General features: G+C 40.7%; 14 protein-coding genes and 2 pseudogenes. All 16 read left to right on the top strand.

Features of this window, described 5'->3' with window-relative positions; translation table 11 throughout:
* The first annotated feature begins 16 nt into the window (after nt 1-16).
* The 16 genes and pseudogenes from secA (at nt 17) to HY960_01035 (ending at nt 16,736) form a co-directional block, all read left to right on the top strand.
* Nucleotides 17-3,118, top strand: a complete 3,102-nt coding sequence (gene secA, locus HY960_01110; protein MBI5214331.1) for a preprotein translocase subunit SecA — start codon at nt 17-19, stop codon at nt 3,116-3,118.
* A 2-nt stretch (nt 3,119-3,120) separates the two neighbouring features.
* Nucleotides 3,121-3,389: pseudogene (locus HY960_01105) on the top strand (DUF4160 domain-containing protein).
* The gene (locus HY960_01100) at nt 3,373-3,645 is read left to right on the top strand and encodes a DUF2442 domain-containing protein (GenBank protein MBI5214330.1); all 273 of its coding nucleotides are present in this window, start codon (nt 3,373-3,375) and stop codon (nt 3,643-3,645) included. The pseudogene HY960_01105 and the gene HY960_01100 overlap by 17 nt, the downstream one beginning before the upstream one ends.
* Nucleotides 3,646-3,656: 11 nt before the next feature.
* A pseudogene (locus HY960_01095) lies at nt 3,657-5,642 on the top strand (APC family permease).
* Nucleotide 5,643: 1 nt separating this feature from the next.
* Nucleotides 5,644-6,576 carry a GTPase Era gene (gene era / locus HY960_01090; GenBank protein ID MBI5214329.1) on the top strand — a complete coding sequence of 311 codons (933 nt, stop codon included), beginning with the start codon at nt 5,644-5,646 and terminating at the stop codon, nt 6,574-6,576.
* A gap of 32 nt (nt 6,577-6,608) precedes the next feature.
* Nucleotides 6,609-7,883 carry a DUF1015 domain-containing protein gene (locus tag HY960_01085; protein MBI5214328.1) on the top strand — a complete coding sequence of 425 codons (1,275 nt, stop codon included), beginning with the start codon at nt 6,609-6,611 and terminating at the stop codon, nt 7,881-7,883.
* 110 nt (nt 7,884-7,993) lie between these two features.
* A complete protein-coding gene (locus HY960_01080; protein MBI5214327.1) occupies nt 7,994-8,899 on the top strand; it encodes a DMT family transporter in 906 nt (301 codons plus the stop codon).
* A 22-nt stretch (nt 8,900-8,921) separates the two neighbouring features.
* Complete coding sequence (locus HY960_01075) at nt 8,922-9,647, top strand: SOS response-associated peptidase (protein MBI5214326.1); 726 nt, start codon at nt 8,922-8,924, stop codon at nt 9,645-9,647.
* A 293-nt stretch (nt 9,648-9,940) separates the two neighbouring features.
* Nucleotides 9,941-10,396 (top strand): type II toxin-antitoxin system VapC family toxin, encoded by a 456-nt coding sequence (locus HY960_01070; GenBank protein MBI5214325.1) that lies wholly within the window; start codon nt 9,941-9,943, stop codon nt 10,394-10,396.
* Nucleotides 10,389-10,571 (top strand): hypothetical protein, encoded by a 183-nt coding sequence (locus HY960_01065; GenBank protein ID MBI5214324.1) that lies wholly within the window; start codon nt 10,389-10,391, stop codon nt 10,569-10,571. Before HY960_01070 ends, HY960_01065 begins: the two co-directional genes overlap by 8 nt.
* A 292-nt stretch (nt 10,572-10,863) precedes the next feature.
* Nucleotides 10,864-11,202: a hypothetical protein gene (locus HY960_01060; protein ID MBI5214323.1), complete on the top strand. Its 339-nt coding sequence runs from the start codon at nt 10,864-10,866 to the stop codon at nt 11,200-11,202.
* Between the two features lie 235 nt (nt 11,203-11,437).
* A complete protein-coding gene (locus tag HY960_01055; protein MBI5214322.1) occupies nt 11,438-11,893 on the top strand; it encodes a GatB/YqeY domain-containing protein in 456 nt (151 codons plus the stop codon).
* A gap of 5 nt (nt 11,894-11,898) precedes the next feature.
* A complete protein-coding gene (locus HY960_01050) occupies nt 11,899-12,405 on the top strand; it encodes a CvpA family protein (GenBank protein MBI5214321.1) in 507 nt (168 codons plus the stop codon).
* Nucleotides 12,406-12,412: 7 nt separating this feature from the next.
* Nucleotides 12,413-14,761 carry an endonuclease MutS2 gene (locus HY960_01045; protein MBI5214320.1) on the top strand — a complete coding sequence of 783 codons (2,349 nt, stop codon included), beginning with the start codon at nt 12,413-12,415 and terminating at the stop codon, nt 14,759-14,761.
* A 12-nt stretch (nt 14,762-14,773) separates the two neighbouring features.
* Nucleotides 14,774-16,267 (top strand): acetyl-CoA carboxylase biotin carboxylase subunit, encoded by a 1,494-nt coding sequence (gene accC, locus HY960_01040; protein MBI5214319.1) that lies wholly within the window; start codon nt 14,774-14,776, stop codon nt 16,265-16,267.
* Nucleotide 16,268: 1 nt separating this feature from the next.
* The gene (locus HY960_01035; GenBank protein MBI5214318.1) at nt 16,269-16,736 is read left to right on the top strand and encodes an acetyl-CoA carboxylase biotin carboxyl carrier protein subunit; all 468 of its coding nucleotides are present in this window, start codon (nt 16,269-16,271) and stop codon (nt 16,734-16,736) included.
* Nucleotides 16,737-16,738: the final 2 nt, after the last annotated feature.

Here is a 16,738-nt window from a genome sequence, read left to right as displayed (position 1 = left end):
AAAATCATATTAGGCTATGTTTAAGTTCTTATCAAAATTATTTCCAAGCAAATCTGACAAAGATGTTCAACGGCTCGACCCGTTTATTGATGTAATTAATGAGCAATTTGTGAAACTCAACTCTTTGAGTGATGATGAACTGCGGGGCAAAACTGCAGAGTTTCGTCAACGCATCAAGGATGCTACAAAAGAATTCGAGGATGAGATTGCTCAACTTCATGAGCAACTTAAATCAAATACTGAGTTGACATTTACTGAGCGAGAAGAAGTTTTCGACCAAATCGCAGAACTGAAGAAATCCATTGATACTGCAACGAAAGAAGCATTGGATGAACTTCTCCCTGAGGCATTTGCAGTTGTAAAAGACACGTGTCGTCGGTTGTGTGGAAAGACATTCGATTTACTCGGGCATAAAATTGTTTGGGATATGGTTCCATTCGATGTTCAATTAATGGGCGGGGTCGCACTTCACGAAGGGAGAATTGCTGAAATGGCGACTGGAGAAGGAAAAACTCTTGTTGCTACATTGCCGCTGTATTTGAATGCGTTACCCGGACGGGGCGTTCATCTTGTGACTGTCAATGATTATCTTGCTAAGCGCGACAGCGAGTGGATGGGAAAAATCTTTGAGTTCCTTGGATTGACAGTCGGATGTATTCAATCTTCGATGGACCCGTATCAGCGCAAACCGTTTTATGACTGTGACATCACCTACGGGACGAACAACGAGTTTGGTTTCGATTACCTACGCGATAATATGGTGCTTTCATCCGATTATCTCGTTCAGCGAGAACATTACTTTGCAATCGTTGACGAAGTTGACTCTGTTTTGATTGACGAAGCAAGAACACCACTCATCATCAGCGGTCCAGTTCAAAACGATGACCAGCGATTTGCAGAAATGAAGCCGCGAGTGGAACGCTTGGTGAATTCTCAGAAGACATTCATTACGAAAATAGTTTCTGATGCTGAGAAATTGATGGAGGAGGGAAAGAACCAGGAAGCAGGCGTTTTGCTTTTACGAGCACATCGTGGTTTACCGAAACATCCGCGACTAAGCAAAGTCTTCTCAGAGCCCTCAAATAAAAAACTCATGCAAGATACGGAAATTGAATACATGCGTGACCAATCGAGACGCATGCATGAGATTGACGATGAACTGTTTTATGCAATTGATGAACGGGACCATTCAATTAATCTGACCGAAAAAGGAAGAACACTCTTAGCAGGGACGGGACAGGATAAAGATTTCTTTTTACTTCCTGATATCGGGACAGAAGTGGCAACAATCGAAAACGATTCTACGCTGAATGAGGAGGATAAGCAACGAAAGAAAGATGAATTGAATTTATTGTATGCTGAACGGAGCGATAGAATTCATACTGTAACGCAACTGCTACGCGCGTATTCGTTGTATGAGAAAGATGATGAGTACGTTGTCACCGATGATGGAAAGGTACAAATCGTTGACGAGTTTACAGGGCGTCTGCTTCCAGGCCGTCGTTACTCCGATGGATTACATCAGGCAATTGAAGCCAAAGAAGGAGTGAAGGTTGAGCGAGATACACAAACCCTTGCAACCGTAACGCTCCAGAATTATTTCAGACAATACAAGAAATTAGCAGGGATGACCGGAACGGCGGAAACTGAGGCATCAGAATTTTTTGAAATCTATAAACTTGATGTAGTTGTTATTCCAACGAATCAAGATATGATTCGAGATGACCAGGATGATGTTGTGTACAAAACGAAACGTGAAAAATATAATGCAGTTATTGATGATATTCAGGCGATGAGAAAACTGAACCGACCTGTGCTGGTCGGAACAACAAGTGTTGAAGTTTCAGAAACATTAAGCAGAATGTTGAAACGCACCGGAGTACCTCATAATGTTTTGAACGCGAAACAACATCAACGCGAAGCGGAAATTGTTGCACATGCCGGACTTCCCGGAGCAATTACAATTGCAACAAACATGGCAGGTCGCGGAACAGATATTAAACTGGGACCGGGCGTTGCAGATGCCGGGGGTCTGCACATCATCGGAACAGAGCGACATGAATCGAGACGAATTGACAGGCAGTTGCGCGGTCGTGCCGGTCGTCAGGGAGACCCCGGCTCATCCAAATTTTATTTATCGCTTGAAGATGATTTGATGCGTCTGTTCGGCAGCGATAGAATTGCAGGAATCATGGAGCGACTTGGATTGAAAGAAGGGGACGTCATTCAGCACCCGATGATTACTCGTTCGGTACAACGCGCGCAAAAGAAAGTTGAAGAGAATAACTTTGCAATTCGTAAACGGTTGCTTGAGTATGATAACGTGATGAATCAACAAAGAGAAATCATTTATCAAAAACGCCGTCATGCTTTGCTCGGAGTTCAACTTCGTGAAGATATTTTAGAGATGCTTCAAGAGTACGTTGATGCACTTGTAACAAAGCATTTCGAACAAGGAGAAATTGAGCCACTCAAAGAGGCATTGCGAACAAACTTCCTTATTGATTACAACATTCCACCAGAACGATGGCAAACAATCGGGAAAGATGGTGTTAAAGATGAAGTATTCAAAGCCGCGATTGATTTTTATAAACGGAAAGAATCCCGGCTCGGTTCAGAAAACATGGCAACATTAGAAAAGATGGTTGTCCTTCAAGTGATTGATGAAAAATGGAAAGACCATCTCCGGGAAATGGATGATATGAAAGAAGGAATTCATCTCCGTGCATATGGTCAGAAAGACCCGCTTATTGAATACAAATCAGAGGCATTCAGAATGTTTTCTGAATTACTTGATTTGATTACAAGCGAAACGCTGAACTTACTCTTCAAATTTAATCCACCTGTGATGCAACAGGAGCTCGTTATACCGGCACGAAGAAGCAGAGCGCCGCGAACACAGCAAATGACGTTGACCCACGATTCTTCAATCGGGATGGGTTTCCAAGGTTCTCAGGGTTCGTTAGACGTTCAGGAATCAGCGGGCGAACCTGCAGTCGCAGGACAACCTCAAAAACAACAAAAGATACAGCCGATTCATGTCGAAGAAAAAGTCGGCAGGAATGACCCTTGTCCCTGCGGAAGTGGAAAAAAGTTTAAGCAGTGTCATGGGAAGTAGTAATGCCAACGATATTACTATTTCATGGTTGGCGATTTTCTTTCTTTGCAAACGAAGGAAATGAACCGATACATATTCATGCAAGAAAGGGTGACAAGCAATGCAATACTGGTTGCACCCGGATTCATTTTCAGTTTCTGAAGCATTTACTCGTGGTATGAACGATAAAGATAAACGGCAAGTTATCAAAATAATCATCGGGAATTTTGAAGAAATTGAAAAAGCTTGGAATAAATTTCACAGAAAGAAATACAATGGTCAACAGAAATAAGTTTCATCAGGTAAATAAGGTACGATTCGTCAATGATGAAATGAAGATAGAAATTGATGGAAGGGAGTACAGTTATTTTCTGAAAAATATTTCTCAAGTTTTATATAAAGCTCCACAGATACTACGCGAAAAATATGAAGTTGACCCTTATGGTTACGGCATCCATTGGCCACTTCTTGATGAAGACTTGTCAATTGATGGTTTGCTCGGGATAAAACATTATCCTCCAACCATTACCATCAAACAACACGCTTAATACATTCGCACATTCAATACGTTGCTTTGAGTAACTTCAAATCGTTCATCCTCGGTAAAGCCCAAAATCTTTACGACCCAAAAATATTTCACAAACTTGCACTCACTGCTTTCTTCGCATGGGTAGGCTTGGGAGCCGACGGGCTTTCATCTTCTGCGTATGGACCTGAGGAAGCATTCCTCGCTCTCCATGGGCACATCTACCTGAGCATTTTCGTTGTGTTGGGAACAGTCATCACAATTCTTGTCATCAGCAAGAGTTACTCGCAAATCATCGAGCAGTTTCCGACGGGTGGAGGCGGGTATCTCGTTGCGAGCAAACTGCTCTCACCAACAGTCGGTATGATTTCCGGTTCTGCATTGCTCATTGATTATGTTCTGACTATTTCAATTTCAATAGCAAGTTGCGCTGATGCGGTTTTTAGTTTTCTACCGAGAGAATGGTTTGAATACAGACTTGCGTTTGCAGTTTTCGCTTTACTGATTCTTGGTGTAATGAACTTACGCGGTGTTAAAGAATCAGTCTCTGCTCTTGTTCCGATTTTCCTGACATTCGTCATCACACACGTAATTGTACTTGGTTATGCAATTTTCACTCACGTTGCAAACTTCAAAGATGTTGCAGGCGCTGTGACTACAGATATTCAACTTGCACACCAGGAAATAGGATTGTTTGGAATGCTCTTCGTTATCCTTCGTGCTTACAGCATGGGGGCGGGTACATTTACGGGAATTGAAGCGGTAAGTAACGGAATGCCAATCCTACGAGAACCGCGCGTCGAAACTGCAAAACGAACGATGCGCTATATGGCGATTTCTCTGAGCGTAGTTGTTGCAGGATTGATGCTTTCATATTTGTTTTACAGTGTCGAGCATCAGCCAGGGAAAACATTGAATGCAGTCTTGTTTGAAAAAATAACAACAGAATGGGGAGGGGGAGGACTCGCAAATACGTTTCTCTACGTCACATTATTTTCCGAAGCGGTTTTATTATTTGCCGCTGCGCAAGCCGGATTTCTTGATGGTCCGAGAATTCTTTCAAACATGGCAACTGACAGATGGTTTCCATCTAAGTTTTCTATTCTCAGCGATAGATTAGTGACACAAAACGGAGTTTTATTGATGGGCGGCGCCGCACTCATTACTATGCTTGCGACCGGCGGTTCAGTAAAATATCTTGTTGTGCTGTATAGTATCAACGTGTTCATCACGTTTGTGCTTTCTCAACTCGGCATGGTTCGTCATTGGTGGATCGAACGTTCCAAATAAAAAGATTGGAAGAAAAAAATTCTCATCAACGGAGTTGGCTTAGCACTCTCAGGATTTATTTTGATTACGATGACAATTCTGAAGTTTGATGAAGGTGGCTGGATAACGATCGTAATTACCGGTAGCGTCGTCGTTTGTGCAATTCTTATCAAACGACACTACATCAAAACGACAAAGATGCTGAAGCGATTAAATGAATTGGTTATCTCTGCAACACAGGTTTCAGTTGGAAGTTCCGGCGAGGAAGCGAATCAAATTCCGGAATATAATTCACGTGCGAAGACTGCAATTCTTTTAGTCAACGGATTTAATGGCGTCGGACTACACACGCTTCTCAATTCCATCCGATTGTTTGGTGGAGTGTTTAAAAACTATGTTTTTGTTCAAATAGGCATCATTGATGCAGGCAACTTCAAAGGCACGCAGGAACTTTCAAAACTTGATTCACACATCAATAATGAATTAGAAAAATATGTGAAGTTTATGCGACGGCATGGTAATTTTGCTGAATCGGTATCAGCCGTTGGGACAGATGTTGTGGAAGAAACTTTAAAAATTGCCCCTGAACTTTTAAAGAAATATCCTCAGGCTGTTTTCTTTGGCGGTCAACTTGTTTTTCCTGAGGAAACATTCCTGACCCGTTGGTTGCACAATTACATTGTCTTCGCTATTCAACGAAAGTTCTATCACCAAGGAATCCCATTTGTCATTCTCCCAATCAGAATTTAATATGGATGAAATTACACCACAAAGTACAAACTCTGTAAAAGAATTCAGAGCGGGTTTTGTTGCAATCATCGGAGAGCCGAACGTCGGAAAATCCACATTGATGAATTCGCTCATCGGTCAGAAGATATCCATTGTCACTCCGAAACCGCAAACGACACGACACAAAGTTCTTGGTATCTTCACCAATGAAGAATCTCAGGTAATATTTCTTGACACACCTGGATTATTGAAACCCAAATACAGATTGCAGGAAGCAATGATGAATTCCGCACGTGCCGCTATGAATGATGCAGACCTTGTTCTGGTAATGATTGATGCTGTTCGAGCGAAAAATTCCTCTGCCAAAGAGCATGAACTTGAATTTCAATTATTGCAAAGTATCACTAAATCTGCGTATCTTCTCATCAACAAAATTGACGCAGTTGAGAAACAGGATTTGCTTCCGGTGATTGCAGAGTTTTCGGCACACTATCCTTTCAAGGAAGTATTTCCGATTTCAGCGTTGAACAATCAAGGAACGAGTGAGTTACTTGCTACGATAGCAAAAGAACTTCCTGTTCATCCGCCTTTTTATCCGTCAGATTCAATCAGTGAACAGTCGGAACGGTTCTTTGTCAGCGAAATTATCAGAGAAAAAATCTTCGAAAAGTACCGTGAAGAAATTCCTTACTCAACCACTGTGGATATTGTTCAATTCAAAGAAGAGAAGGGAAGCAAAGATGAAATTCATGCCGAAATTTATGTTGAACGGGATTCTCAAAAAGGAATTCTTATCGGCAAAAAAGGACTTGCCCTAAAAGAAATCGGACAACTTGCACGAAAAGATATTGAGCAACTTCTCGGTCGCCCGGTGTTTCTCAAACTCTTTGTCAAGGTCAGGAAAAATTGGAGAGAAGATGATAATTGGCTGAAAAGACTTGGTTATTCTGAATAAGTAATTACATCTAATTAATTTGAAGACGAACTATGCCTGAACTACAACCATTCACAGCAATTCTGTACAACACAAAAAAAGTTATTCTTTCCGATGTTGTCGCTCCGCCGTATGATGTTATCTCACAACAACAACAAAACGATCTCTACAGCCGAAATGCCTACAATATTGTCAGGCTAATTCTCGGAAAAGAAGAGAATCGCTACACATCTGCCGCACAATTCTATAATCGTTGGAGAGAAGAAAATGTTCTTACCGATGATGACGTACCGGCATTGTATGTACTGACACAGACGTACATGGTTGCCGATGGAAAGCAAGTAACACGTCGCGGATTTATCGCCGCATGCCGACTTGAAGAGCTCGGGAAGGGTTCAATCTTTCCACACGAGAAGACACTTTCAAAACCAAAGGAAGACAGACTGAAACTCTTCAATGCAACCGAGGCAATGTTCAGTCAAATCTTTTCTATTTACAGCGACCCCAAGTTCATGTTAAATGACGTACTATATTCTATCACTTCAACTCGTGCGCAACTTGAAGTTGAATTCGAAAATGTCCTGAACAGAGTTTGGAAAGTAACTGATATGAACAACATTCAGAAAGTTTCTGAATACTTTCGTACAAGCAATGTTTTGATAGCAGATGGTCATCATAGGTACGAGACGGCATTTGCGTTCATGAATTCACGAAAGGAATCGAACGCTAAACATTGTGGAACCGAAGCGTATAATTTTGTCCCAATGTTCTTCACTAACATGAATGACCCCGGACTTGTCATTCTTCCAACGCATCGAATCGTTCATAGTCTGAATGATTTCGATATCAGTTCATTTATGCAAAAGTTAGAGCAGTATTTCCACGTAACGATTTATTCCAACCAGAATCAGATATTAAAAAATCTTCCGTTACGAAGACATAATTTTGGAATGGTTCTACCGACAGCGCTTGGTTTCCTTCTGCTTGAACTCAAATCAACTTCAGTTCTCCACGAATTAAAGATACCACCCGTTGTTGCAAATCTTGATGTAACGATACTTCACACATTAATCCTGGGACACATTCTCGGAATTACACCCGAAGCACAAGAACAAAAACTTAATCTCGACTACGAAAAAGATTCTCAGCAGGCAATTGATGCAGTACGGGATGGACGCGCACAAATCGCCTTCATTCTCAACCCTACTCCCATCGAACAGGTAAAGGAAGTTGCTGAAGCAGGATTTGTTCTACCGCAAAAGTCAACATACTTTTTCCCAAAACTTCTTTCCGGTCTCGTCAATTACTCATTCTCGAATGAACTGTAATACTTTGAAAGGATTAATGGAGTGATATGGTTATAGAGTTATAGATTGATGGAGTGATGGAGTATTTTTAACTCCCACTCCAACACTCCATTACTCCTTTAATTTGATGTATGTTGTTTAAAACAGAAAAGTATTTAATCATTGCCGGTTATACACTTGTCTCCATTATTTGGGGCTCAACATGGCTTGGAATAAAAATCGGGTTAGAAAGCGTGCCGCCGTTCTTTGGAGTGGCGCTTAGGTTTACTGTTGCGTTTGCAATTCTTACAGTAATTTTTCTCTTTCAAAAGCAACGACTGCCTCTTACTAAGAACGATATTTTTCTCTACCTCCAACTCGGCGTTTGTTCTTACAGTCTTCCGTTTGCACTTGTGTATTGGGGAGAGCAATATATTCCATCCAGTCTTGCCTCAATCTTGTTTGCGTTTTATCCGTTTGTCGTTGTATTGTTCTCGCATTTCATTCTGCATGGAGAAGAAATCAACGTTTATAAAATTCTGGGCATCACATCCGGTTTTATTGGTTTGTTTCTGATATTCGGAACTGACTTTGATATAAGCAATGCAAATTCACATGGCATGTTTGCAATTATCTGCAGTGTTATTCTGCAAGGTCTTTCCCTCGTCTTAGTAAAACGACACGGCAAACACATATCGCCTGTTGCGATGAATGTAGGAGGGATGCTCGTCGGTTTACCGATTATGTTTACTATCGCATTTGCATCCGAGTCTTTCTCAGCCATTCGTTTTGACACCAAAGGCATTCTTTCCATTCTTTATCTTGGCACGTTCGGAACGGTTGTAACATTTGTTATTTACTATTGGCTGTTAAAACGGATGCAGGCGTTGTTTCTTTCATTCATTTCATTTATTACACCGATTCTTGCAGTTATTTTCGGTAAATTTGTGCTTGATGAAACTCTCTCTCCTCACATCTTCTCCGGAGCCGTCTTAGTACTCGGTGGAATAGTGATAGCGAACGGAAAAGATATAGTCAATTTCTTCAAATCTAAATAGTTCGACTCAGGAATAATTCCATATGTGCTATAATTCGTCCGTCGTGGACGATTTACCTGCTTTGCAAAACGAATTTCCTGTTTTCAAAAGTGTGAAAGATAAAGATGCGTTTGATGGTATTCCGTTTTACAATGCTTTGCGATTACAGCATCTTCCAATCTTCGGAATGCGAGAAAAGGAACTCCGTGCATTCAAGGCGATGTGGTGGCTCATTCCTCATTGGTCGAAAAGTGGGAAACCGGAAAGTACTTCCTTCAATGCAAGAATAGAGACGATTGATTCAAGCAGATTGTTTGCTCCTTACTTCAAAGCGAGCAGATGTCTGTTTCCTGTTCGTGCCTTCTTCGAATATTCCCCAAAAGAAATTGTTAGTATAACAACAAGCGGCAAAGTCAAGAAAGTAAAACAGCCCTACGTTTTCCAAATGAGGGACGATATGCCGTTTATGATGGCAGGTATTTTCAGCGTATGGATAAATCCGAACGATGGGAAGGAACTTCCGTCGTTTGCGGTTATCACTACAACACCAAATTCTATACTTGCACCGATTCATGACCGTATGCCGGTGATTTTGGATAGGAAATATTTTGAACTCTGGTTGGACAGAGACTTCAACGAGACAAATGTGTTAAAAGACCTTTGTACACAACCTTTTCCCGCATCAAAGATGAAGATGAACAAAGTTTCTGCCGAGTATTTGTATAACCGTGCTAACAATGATGTTCGGTGTTGGGAGAAAGCAATCTGAAGTAACTGCGGGAGTAATGGAGCATTTCTTAAACTACAAAACTCCATTCATCCAATCATCAATGTTTGATGAAACCCTCCACTGCCTTATATTTACGGCACATGAAAACACAAACAGTATAGGGTACACTTCCATGAATTCATTTTTTATTCCTCAAGTGTCATAGTCCACAGTTACACGAAACATGGTTTTTGAGCCGCCTTTTACGGCTCGTAGAGTCGGGAATGGTTCGTGACATCCGGAAGTAAATTGTTGATAGTATTGAAAGAATTTATTAATATGATGTACGACTTATGAAAAAACTTAGAATATATGTTGATACTTCCGTATTTGGCGGCATTTATGACAAGGAATTTGCAAAAGAATCAATTACACTTTTTCAATATTTTTTAGAAGATAAAATTCTTCCTGTAATTTCTTCCGTTGTCGCTGCAGAAATAGAAGGAGCGCCTGAACATGTTAAAGGTACATTTAAGCAATTAAATAATTTTGAATTTGTTGAAGCAGATGAGGAGGCGTCTCGTTTAGCCCTGCAGTATATCGGCGATGGCATTGTAACGGAAAAGTATTCTGACGATGCTTTGCATATTGCTTTAGCAACGATTCACAAAGTTGATATTCTTGTAAGTTGGAACTTTAAACACATTGTAAACTTTCAAAAGATTCGAGCGTTTAACTCGGTGAATTTGAGAGAAGGTTATGGTATCTTAGAAATTCGTACACCAAAAGAGGTAATAGAAAATGAATAAATCATTAGATTGCGTGGAAATGAAAAACACGATTCAAGAAGAGTTATACAAAAAACTTAACGCATCACAACCCGAAGAGTACTTCATAAAACTGCGACAATATCTCTCCTCTTCTGATTTTGTAAAAGAGATTAGGGAGAAACAAAAAGATTATTCTCTTGTAGAAACTGAATAATTAGCCCATAAATTCTTGTCAGAAAGAAAAAGAGTAAACTTCGGGTGTCACGCGCTCCATATCAGGACATGAACGCGTTGGTCATGGACTTCGACCCGCCTATCTATAATTCGTTGCATGGCTAATTTTTTCTTGGGTGCCAGAGTACAAACCGCTCCATGAACACTCTGGTCACGGAATGGACTCATGTCAAAGGCAGGCAGACGTTATCGCCCAGGCAATGTTTGATGGAACCCTCCAATGCCTTATATTTACGGCACATGAAAACACAAACAGTATAGGGTACACTTCCATGAATTCATTTTTTCGCTTTTCCATTTTTGCATCACTTCTATTTATTCTTTCATCCTGCACCACCGAGCCGCCGAAAGTTCGTGTCTCGAACCAACGCTCGGAGGTTATTGATGTCCAACTGAAACGGACGCAGGCAAACACCATCAACCTCAATGATATCGCCGGAAACAGTTCCACCGGATATATTGATCTTTCTCCATACATTTATGAAGTAGACGCGAAAGTAGAGGGCATTTCTCAATCGGGGACAACGCACTTCACAGCAGAAGAAGATAAATCGTACACCATCATCGTTAGTGCGGCTAACCCGCCGGTGGTGACTGTCGTGAAGCCATAGCTGCATCTAAAGAATGTTTGGAATGTTGGAGCGTTGGAGTTATTTAGAAGAATATATTTGTAAAAATGCTACTCGAATACTCCAAACATTCATTACTCCTTTCCATCTTCGATGTATGTTGAAAAAGAGAATTATTTCATAATCTACTTCGCTTTATGATTTTGATTATCTCCCGATTCTCTCCTATATTCTTTTCGATTTTTTTATATTTTCATAACCTATAAATGACGGACAAATGTCAATGCTTGATAAAATTTCAGAAGATTTGAAAACGGCAATGAAAGCCGGAGATAAAACACGTATGGAGACTCTTCGTACGTTGCGTGCAGGATTATTAGAAAAACAGGTCGAGAAACGTCCGACAGGAGGAATGACAACGGAAGACGAACTCGCTGTTGTAATGGTAGCCGGAAAGAAACGTAAAGAAGCAATTGAAGTGTACAAGAACAACAATCGTAACGATTTAGCACAACAAGAAGAAGCAGAGTTGCAAGTAATTCAAGAGTATCTTCCTAAACAATTATCCCCTGAAGATGTTAAAGAACTTGTGAAGAAAGTAATTGCAGAAGTTGGCGCAACATCGGACAAGGATTTCGGAAATGTAATGGGTCCCGTCATGAAAGAATTAAAAGGGAAGGCTGACGGTAAGTTAATCCAGGAGACTGTCAAAAGTTTACTCTCTCCACAATAATTGATATGGTTGATATTTTCATAATCGCCGGACTCATCATCTCCATTGCCTTAGGTTTTAAGGATGGTTTCTTCAGAAAATTATATGGTGTATTAGGATTTCTTGGTGGATTGTCAGCGTCGCTTTTGCTCTATCCAATCGTTGGCGATTGGTTTTCCGCTTGGTTTGAATTTTCAACTGAAATATCAAGAATACTTGCTTTTGCGGCTGTTTTTATCGTATTCATTGTTTCGTTAAACATCATTTACAGAATGTTAGGAACGGACAAGAACAAAACTATCAAAACGACATCTCGGTTCGCGGGTGGATTTATCGGAGCATTCCAAGGCGCTGTGTCAGTCAGTTTGTTGTTGATTCTTTTTTCACGCATGGAAGTAATTGATGAACAAGCCAAGAATGAATCGTTGATGTATGACAAATTTATTGACTTTGCTCCTCAGGTCATCAATTACACGATGAAGTGGTTACCCAAGACAGCAGAGTTCATCGAAGAACTGAAGGGAACGAAGTAACTCAGCGATGCGAGAACATCTCAATTCGTTTTCGAAACTCGAATTAGATAAAGTCATAGCGCACATTTCGCGTTATACAACGTCCGACCTCGGACGAGAACATGTTGAAAAACTTTCCCCGCTCTCATCGCTTGATGAAATCCGTTATCAACTCTCCTTAGTTTCAGAAATGAAACGACTCCTTGAAGGAGTAGGGTACCCGCCCTTAGATTCCATCCCAGATGTGCGAATCGGTCTGCACAGAACTTCAATCGAGAATTTTGCTCTCCCCGCTGATGAGTTAAGAAAAATTGCATTGCTTCTTGACACATCAAAAAAATGCTATACGTTTTTCAGTCGAATTAAAACTCAGTTTCCACTTTTGTTTGAGCAGGTTAGCAAACTTTACCTGAATAAAATTCTTGAATACAATATCAACAGTGCGATTGATGAAAGTGGTGTCGTGAAGGATTCTGCAACGAAAGAACTTCAAACAATTCGGAGACAAATTACAGACAAGTCAGGAGGATTAAGGAACAAATTAGAGTCGTTAGTCAAAACTATTTCTGCTAAGGATTGGCTTCAGGAAGAATTGATTACTTCAAGGGATGGCAGGATGGTCATCCCAATTAAAATCGAGCATAAGAATAAAGTTCCGGGATTCATTCATAGTTCATCGGCAAGCGGAGCAACGGTATTCATCGAACCAACTGAAACATTGGAGTTGAACAATGAAATCAGAACTCTCCAATTTCAAGAATTAAGAGAAATCGAAAAAATACTCAAGGCATTGACTGAGCAGGTGAGAGAATGTCGGGACGCACTTTTATTCAATCTTGAAATTCTTGGTTTGATAGATTTTGTTCAGGCGAAAGCAAAATATTCACTTGAAATATTAGGAAACGAACCAATTGTAAAACCGCATGGTTCATTGAAGTTAATGAACGCCCGACACCCGCTGTTATTTCAACGGCATAAACTGAAAGATATCGTTCCTCTCAATTTCGAGATTAGTGAGAATGTCAGAACAGTTATCATAACAGGACCGAACGCGGGAGGGAAGAGTGTTGCGTTAAAATCCGTTGGCTTACTTTGCTTGATGGTGCAGGCAGGATGCCATGTCTCGGCGTTTGGCGAGAGTGAGATTCCGATTTTCAGTGATATTTTTGTTGATATCGGAGATGAGCAATCTATCGAAAACGATTTGAGTAGTTTCAGTTCGCACTTGAAAAATCTCCATCAAATTATTGAGAATGCAAACGATTGTAGCCTTGTGTTAATTGATGAAATAGGTTCCGGCACAGACCCGGTCGAGGGTTCTGCTTTATCTGCGGCTGTGCTAGAGCGATTAACAAACCTTGGTTGTTTAACGATTGCAACAACTCACCACGGTTCGCTCAAAGTGTTTGCGTATGAAACTCCACACATTGAAAATGCCGCAATGGAGTTTGACCAAGCCACATTACAACCAACATATCGTTTCCGTTATGGAGTTCCAGGAAGCAGTTATGCAATCGAGATGGCACAACGAATGTCTCTTGCCGAAAGTTTGATTGCAAGAGCCAAAGAGTTTCTTGGAAATAAGTCCTACAATCTTGAGCAACTAATTGCTGAATTAGAGAGACACTCTCAACAGTTAACGAAAGAACTTCAAGAGGTTCGGCAAGAGAAAGATAAGTTGGAAGGTCTGAGGATTTCTTATCAGGCGAAGATTGATTCGCTACAAAAAGAAATAAAGCAGATAAAATCTCAAGCAGTGACTGAAGCGAAAGAGATTGTCAGTAAGGCACATTCAACTGTAGAACGAGTTGTTAAAGAGATAAAGGAACAGTCAGCCCAAAAGGAAATAGTGAAGACTGCGAAGACTGAGATCAAATCTCTTTCAGTTGAAATGGACACGTTAGAAGATACACTTGAAGTAGAGCAAACCGTAGATTCTCCATTTGCAGTGGGCCAATCCGTTCGACTGAAACGGACAAATTCAACGGGGGAAATACTAGATGTTGTTGATAAAGACAACTTTCTTGTTTTGATGGGAGATTTAAAAGTAAAGGTTCACCGGCGTGAACTGAGACCCGCCGAACACAAGGCAACATTAAAAAGTAAACCATCGCTCAAGGAAGAAAAACGTGAAGTAAAACAAGAACTTGATTTGCGCGGTATGTACGGAGATGAAGCAGTAGAAGCAATTGATAAATTCTTTGATGAAGCCATCTTAACAGGTTTACATCGTGTTGACATTATTCATGGGAAAGGAACCGGGGCATTGCGTAAGCGAGTTGCGGAATATTTGAAGAATGATACTCGTGTCAAGTCTTCACGACTCGGCGAATGGAACGAAGGCGGCATGGGAGTAACGATTGTGGAATTAGCATAGATGATTCAACGAATCAAAAAAATACTAATAGCGAACAGGGGAGAGATTGCCATTCGGGTGATGCGAACTTGCAAGGAACTTGGTATTCAAACGGTCGCTGTATATTCAGAAGCGGACAAAACTGCTCCACACGTCTATCTGGCAGACGAAGCATATTTGCTTGGTCCACCTCCGGCAAAAGAAAGTTACTTGATTATCGAAAAGATTGTAGAGGTTGCAAAGAACTCTCAGGCAGATGCAATACATCCGGGCTACGGTTTTCTTTCAGAGAATTCGGATTTTGTAGATGCGATAACAGCGAACGGAATTATTTTTATCGGTCCGAATTCTGAATCAATGAATCTCTTGGGTGATAAAACACTTGCCCGTAAACTTGCATTGTCAGCAGGAGTACCTATTGCTCCCGGAACGACAGACTCGATAACAGATATTTCAGAAGCAAAAAGAATATCATCGGAGATAACATATCCTGTCTTGCTGAAAGCGGCAGGCGGCGGCGGCGGAAAAGGAATGAGGATTGTCAGACAAGAAAGTGACTTGGAGAGTTCTCTCAAGCAAGCGCGTTCTGAAGCGGCTTCTTCGTTTGATGACGACCGAATCTTTATCGAAAAGTATATTGAGAATCCCCGACACATTGAGGTTCAAATCCTTGCTGATAGTTTTGGAAATGTCGTTCATCTTGGAGAACGTGAATGTTCGATTCAGAGAAGGCATCAAAAGATAATTGAAGAATCTCCTTCAATTGCAATTAGCCAAACACTGAGAAATCAGATAACTGACGCGGCTGTTTCACTCATGAAGCAAGCCAAATACGTCAATGCCGGCACAGTGGAATTTCTCCTTGATTGTAATGGCAACTTCTATTTCATGGAAGTAAACACACGATTGCAGGTTGAACATCCGGTAACTGAATTGAGAACAGGAATTGACCTTGTTGCAGAGCAAATCAGAATCGCCGAAGGAAATCGTTTGTCATTTCGACAACAAGATGTGTCGTTTCACGGACATGCGATTGAATGTAGAATTTATGCTGAAGACCCACAAAACGATTTCTTTCCATCTACTGGAACAATACAATGGCTCAAACCAAGTCTTGGTTTAGGTGTACGGGAAGATAGGGGAGTGGAAACCGGCTCTGAAGTTCTTCCGTATTACGACCCGTTACTTTCAAAAATCATTACTTTTGGAAAAGACAGAAACGAAGCATTGAATCGGATGAAGCGTGTTCTTGATGATTATGAATTGTTTGGCGTTGAGACAAACATTCCTTTCTGTCAGTGGCTCATGAATCATCCCAAGTTTCAGAACGGAGAATTTGATACACACTTTATTGCAAATCATTTTCTTAAAGAACGGGACTTAACTATTCCTGATAACATTTTAGAGCAAGCGGCGTTAGCATCTCTTCTTCATTCAAAACACAAAACTCCAAACTCAGTACTTCGACAGGAGAGACAGTTTACTTCATCAAGTTGGAAGTTACAACGAAAAGAAAGTTTGCATTAAGATGAAGAAATACAAAATACAGGTTCACTCGAAGGAGTTCCTTATTGAGGAACATGGGAATGGTTTGATAAAAGTCAATGAGAAATCATTGAACATGCAAACATTAAAGCAAAGCAAAACACTGGTAAAGAAAGTAGCCGATAATCAATACGAGGTCTGGTTAAAGAACTATAGAATTCCGGTGACATTGCTGGATGAGAAAGCCATTCTTCTTGCACAGATGCAAAAACAAAGTACAAGCAAGCATGAATTGACAATTAAAGCGCCTATGCCGGGACTGGTAGTTGCAGTTGAAGTTCATGTCGGTGATGTGATTGCTCCCGGTACAGGGTTGATAATACTCGAAGCGATGAAAATGGAAAATGAAATTCGATCTCAGGTGAAAGCACGTGTTAAGAAAATCGATGTTGAAAAGAGTTCTCGGGTTGAAAAAGGACAGACACTTATACATTTAGAATCAGTTGAATAAGA

The organism is Ignavibacteriota bacterium (assembly GCA_016212665.1).
In the GTDB taxonomy this organism is placed as follows: Bacteria; Bacteroidota; Ignavibacteria; order UBA10030; family SZUA-254; genus FW602-bin19.
Note: the sequence above shows the minus strand (reverse complement) of the source record. Positions and strands in the feature narration are given on the sequence as shown.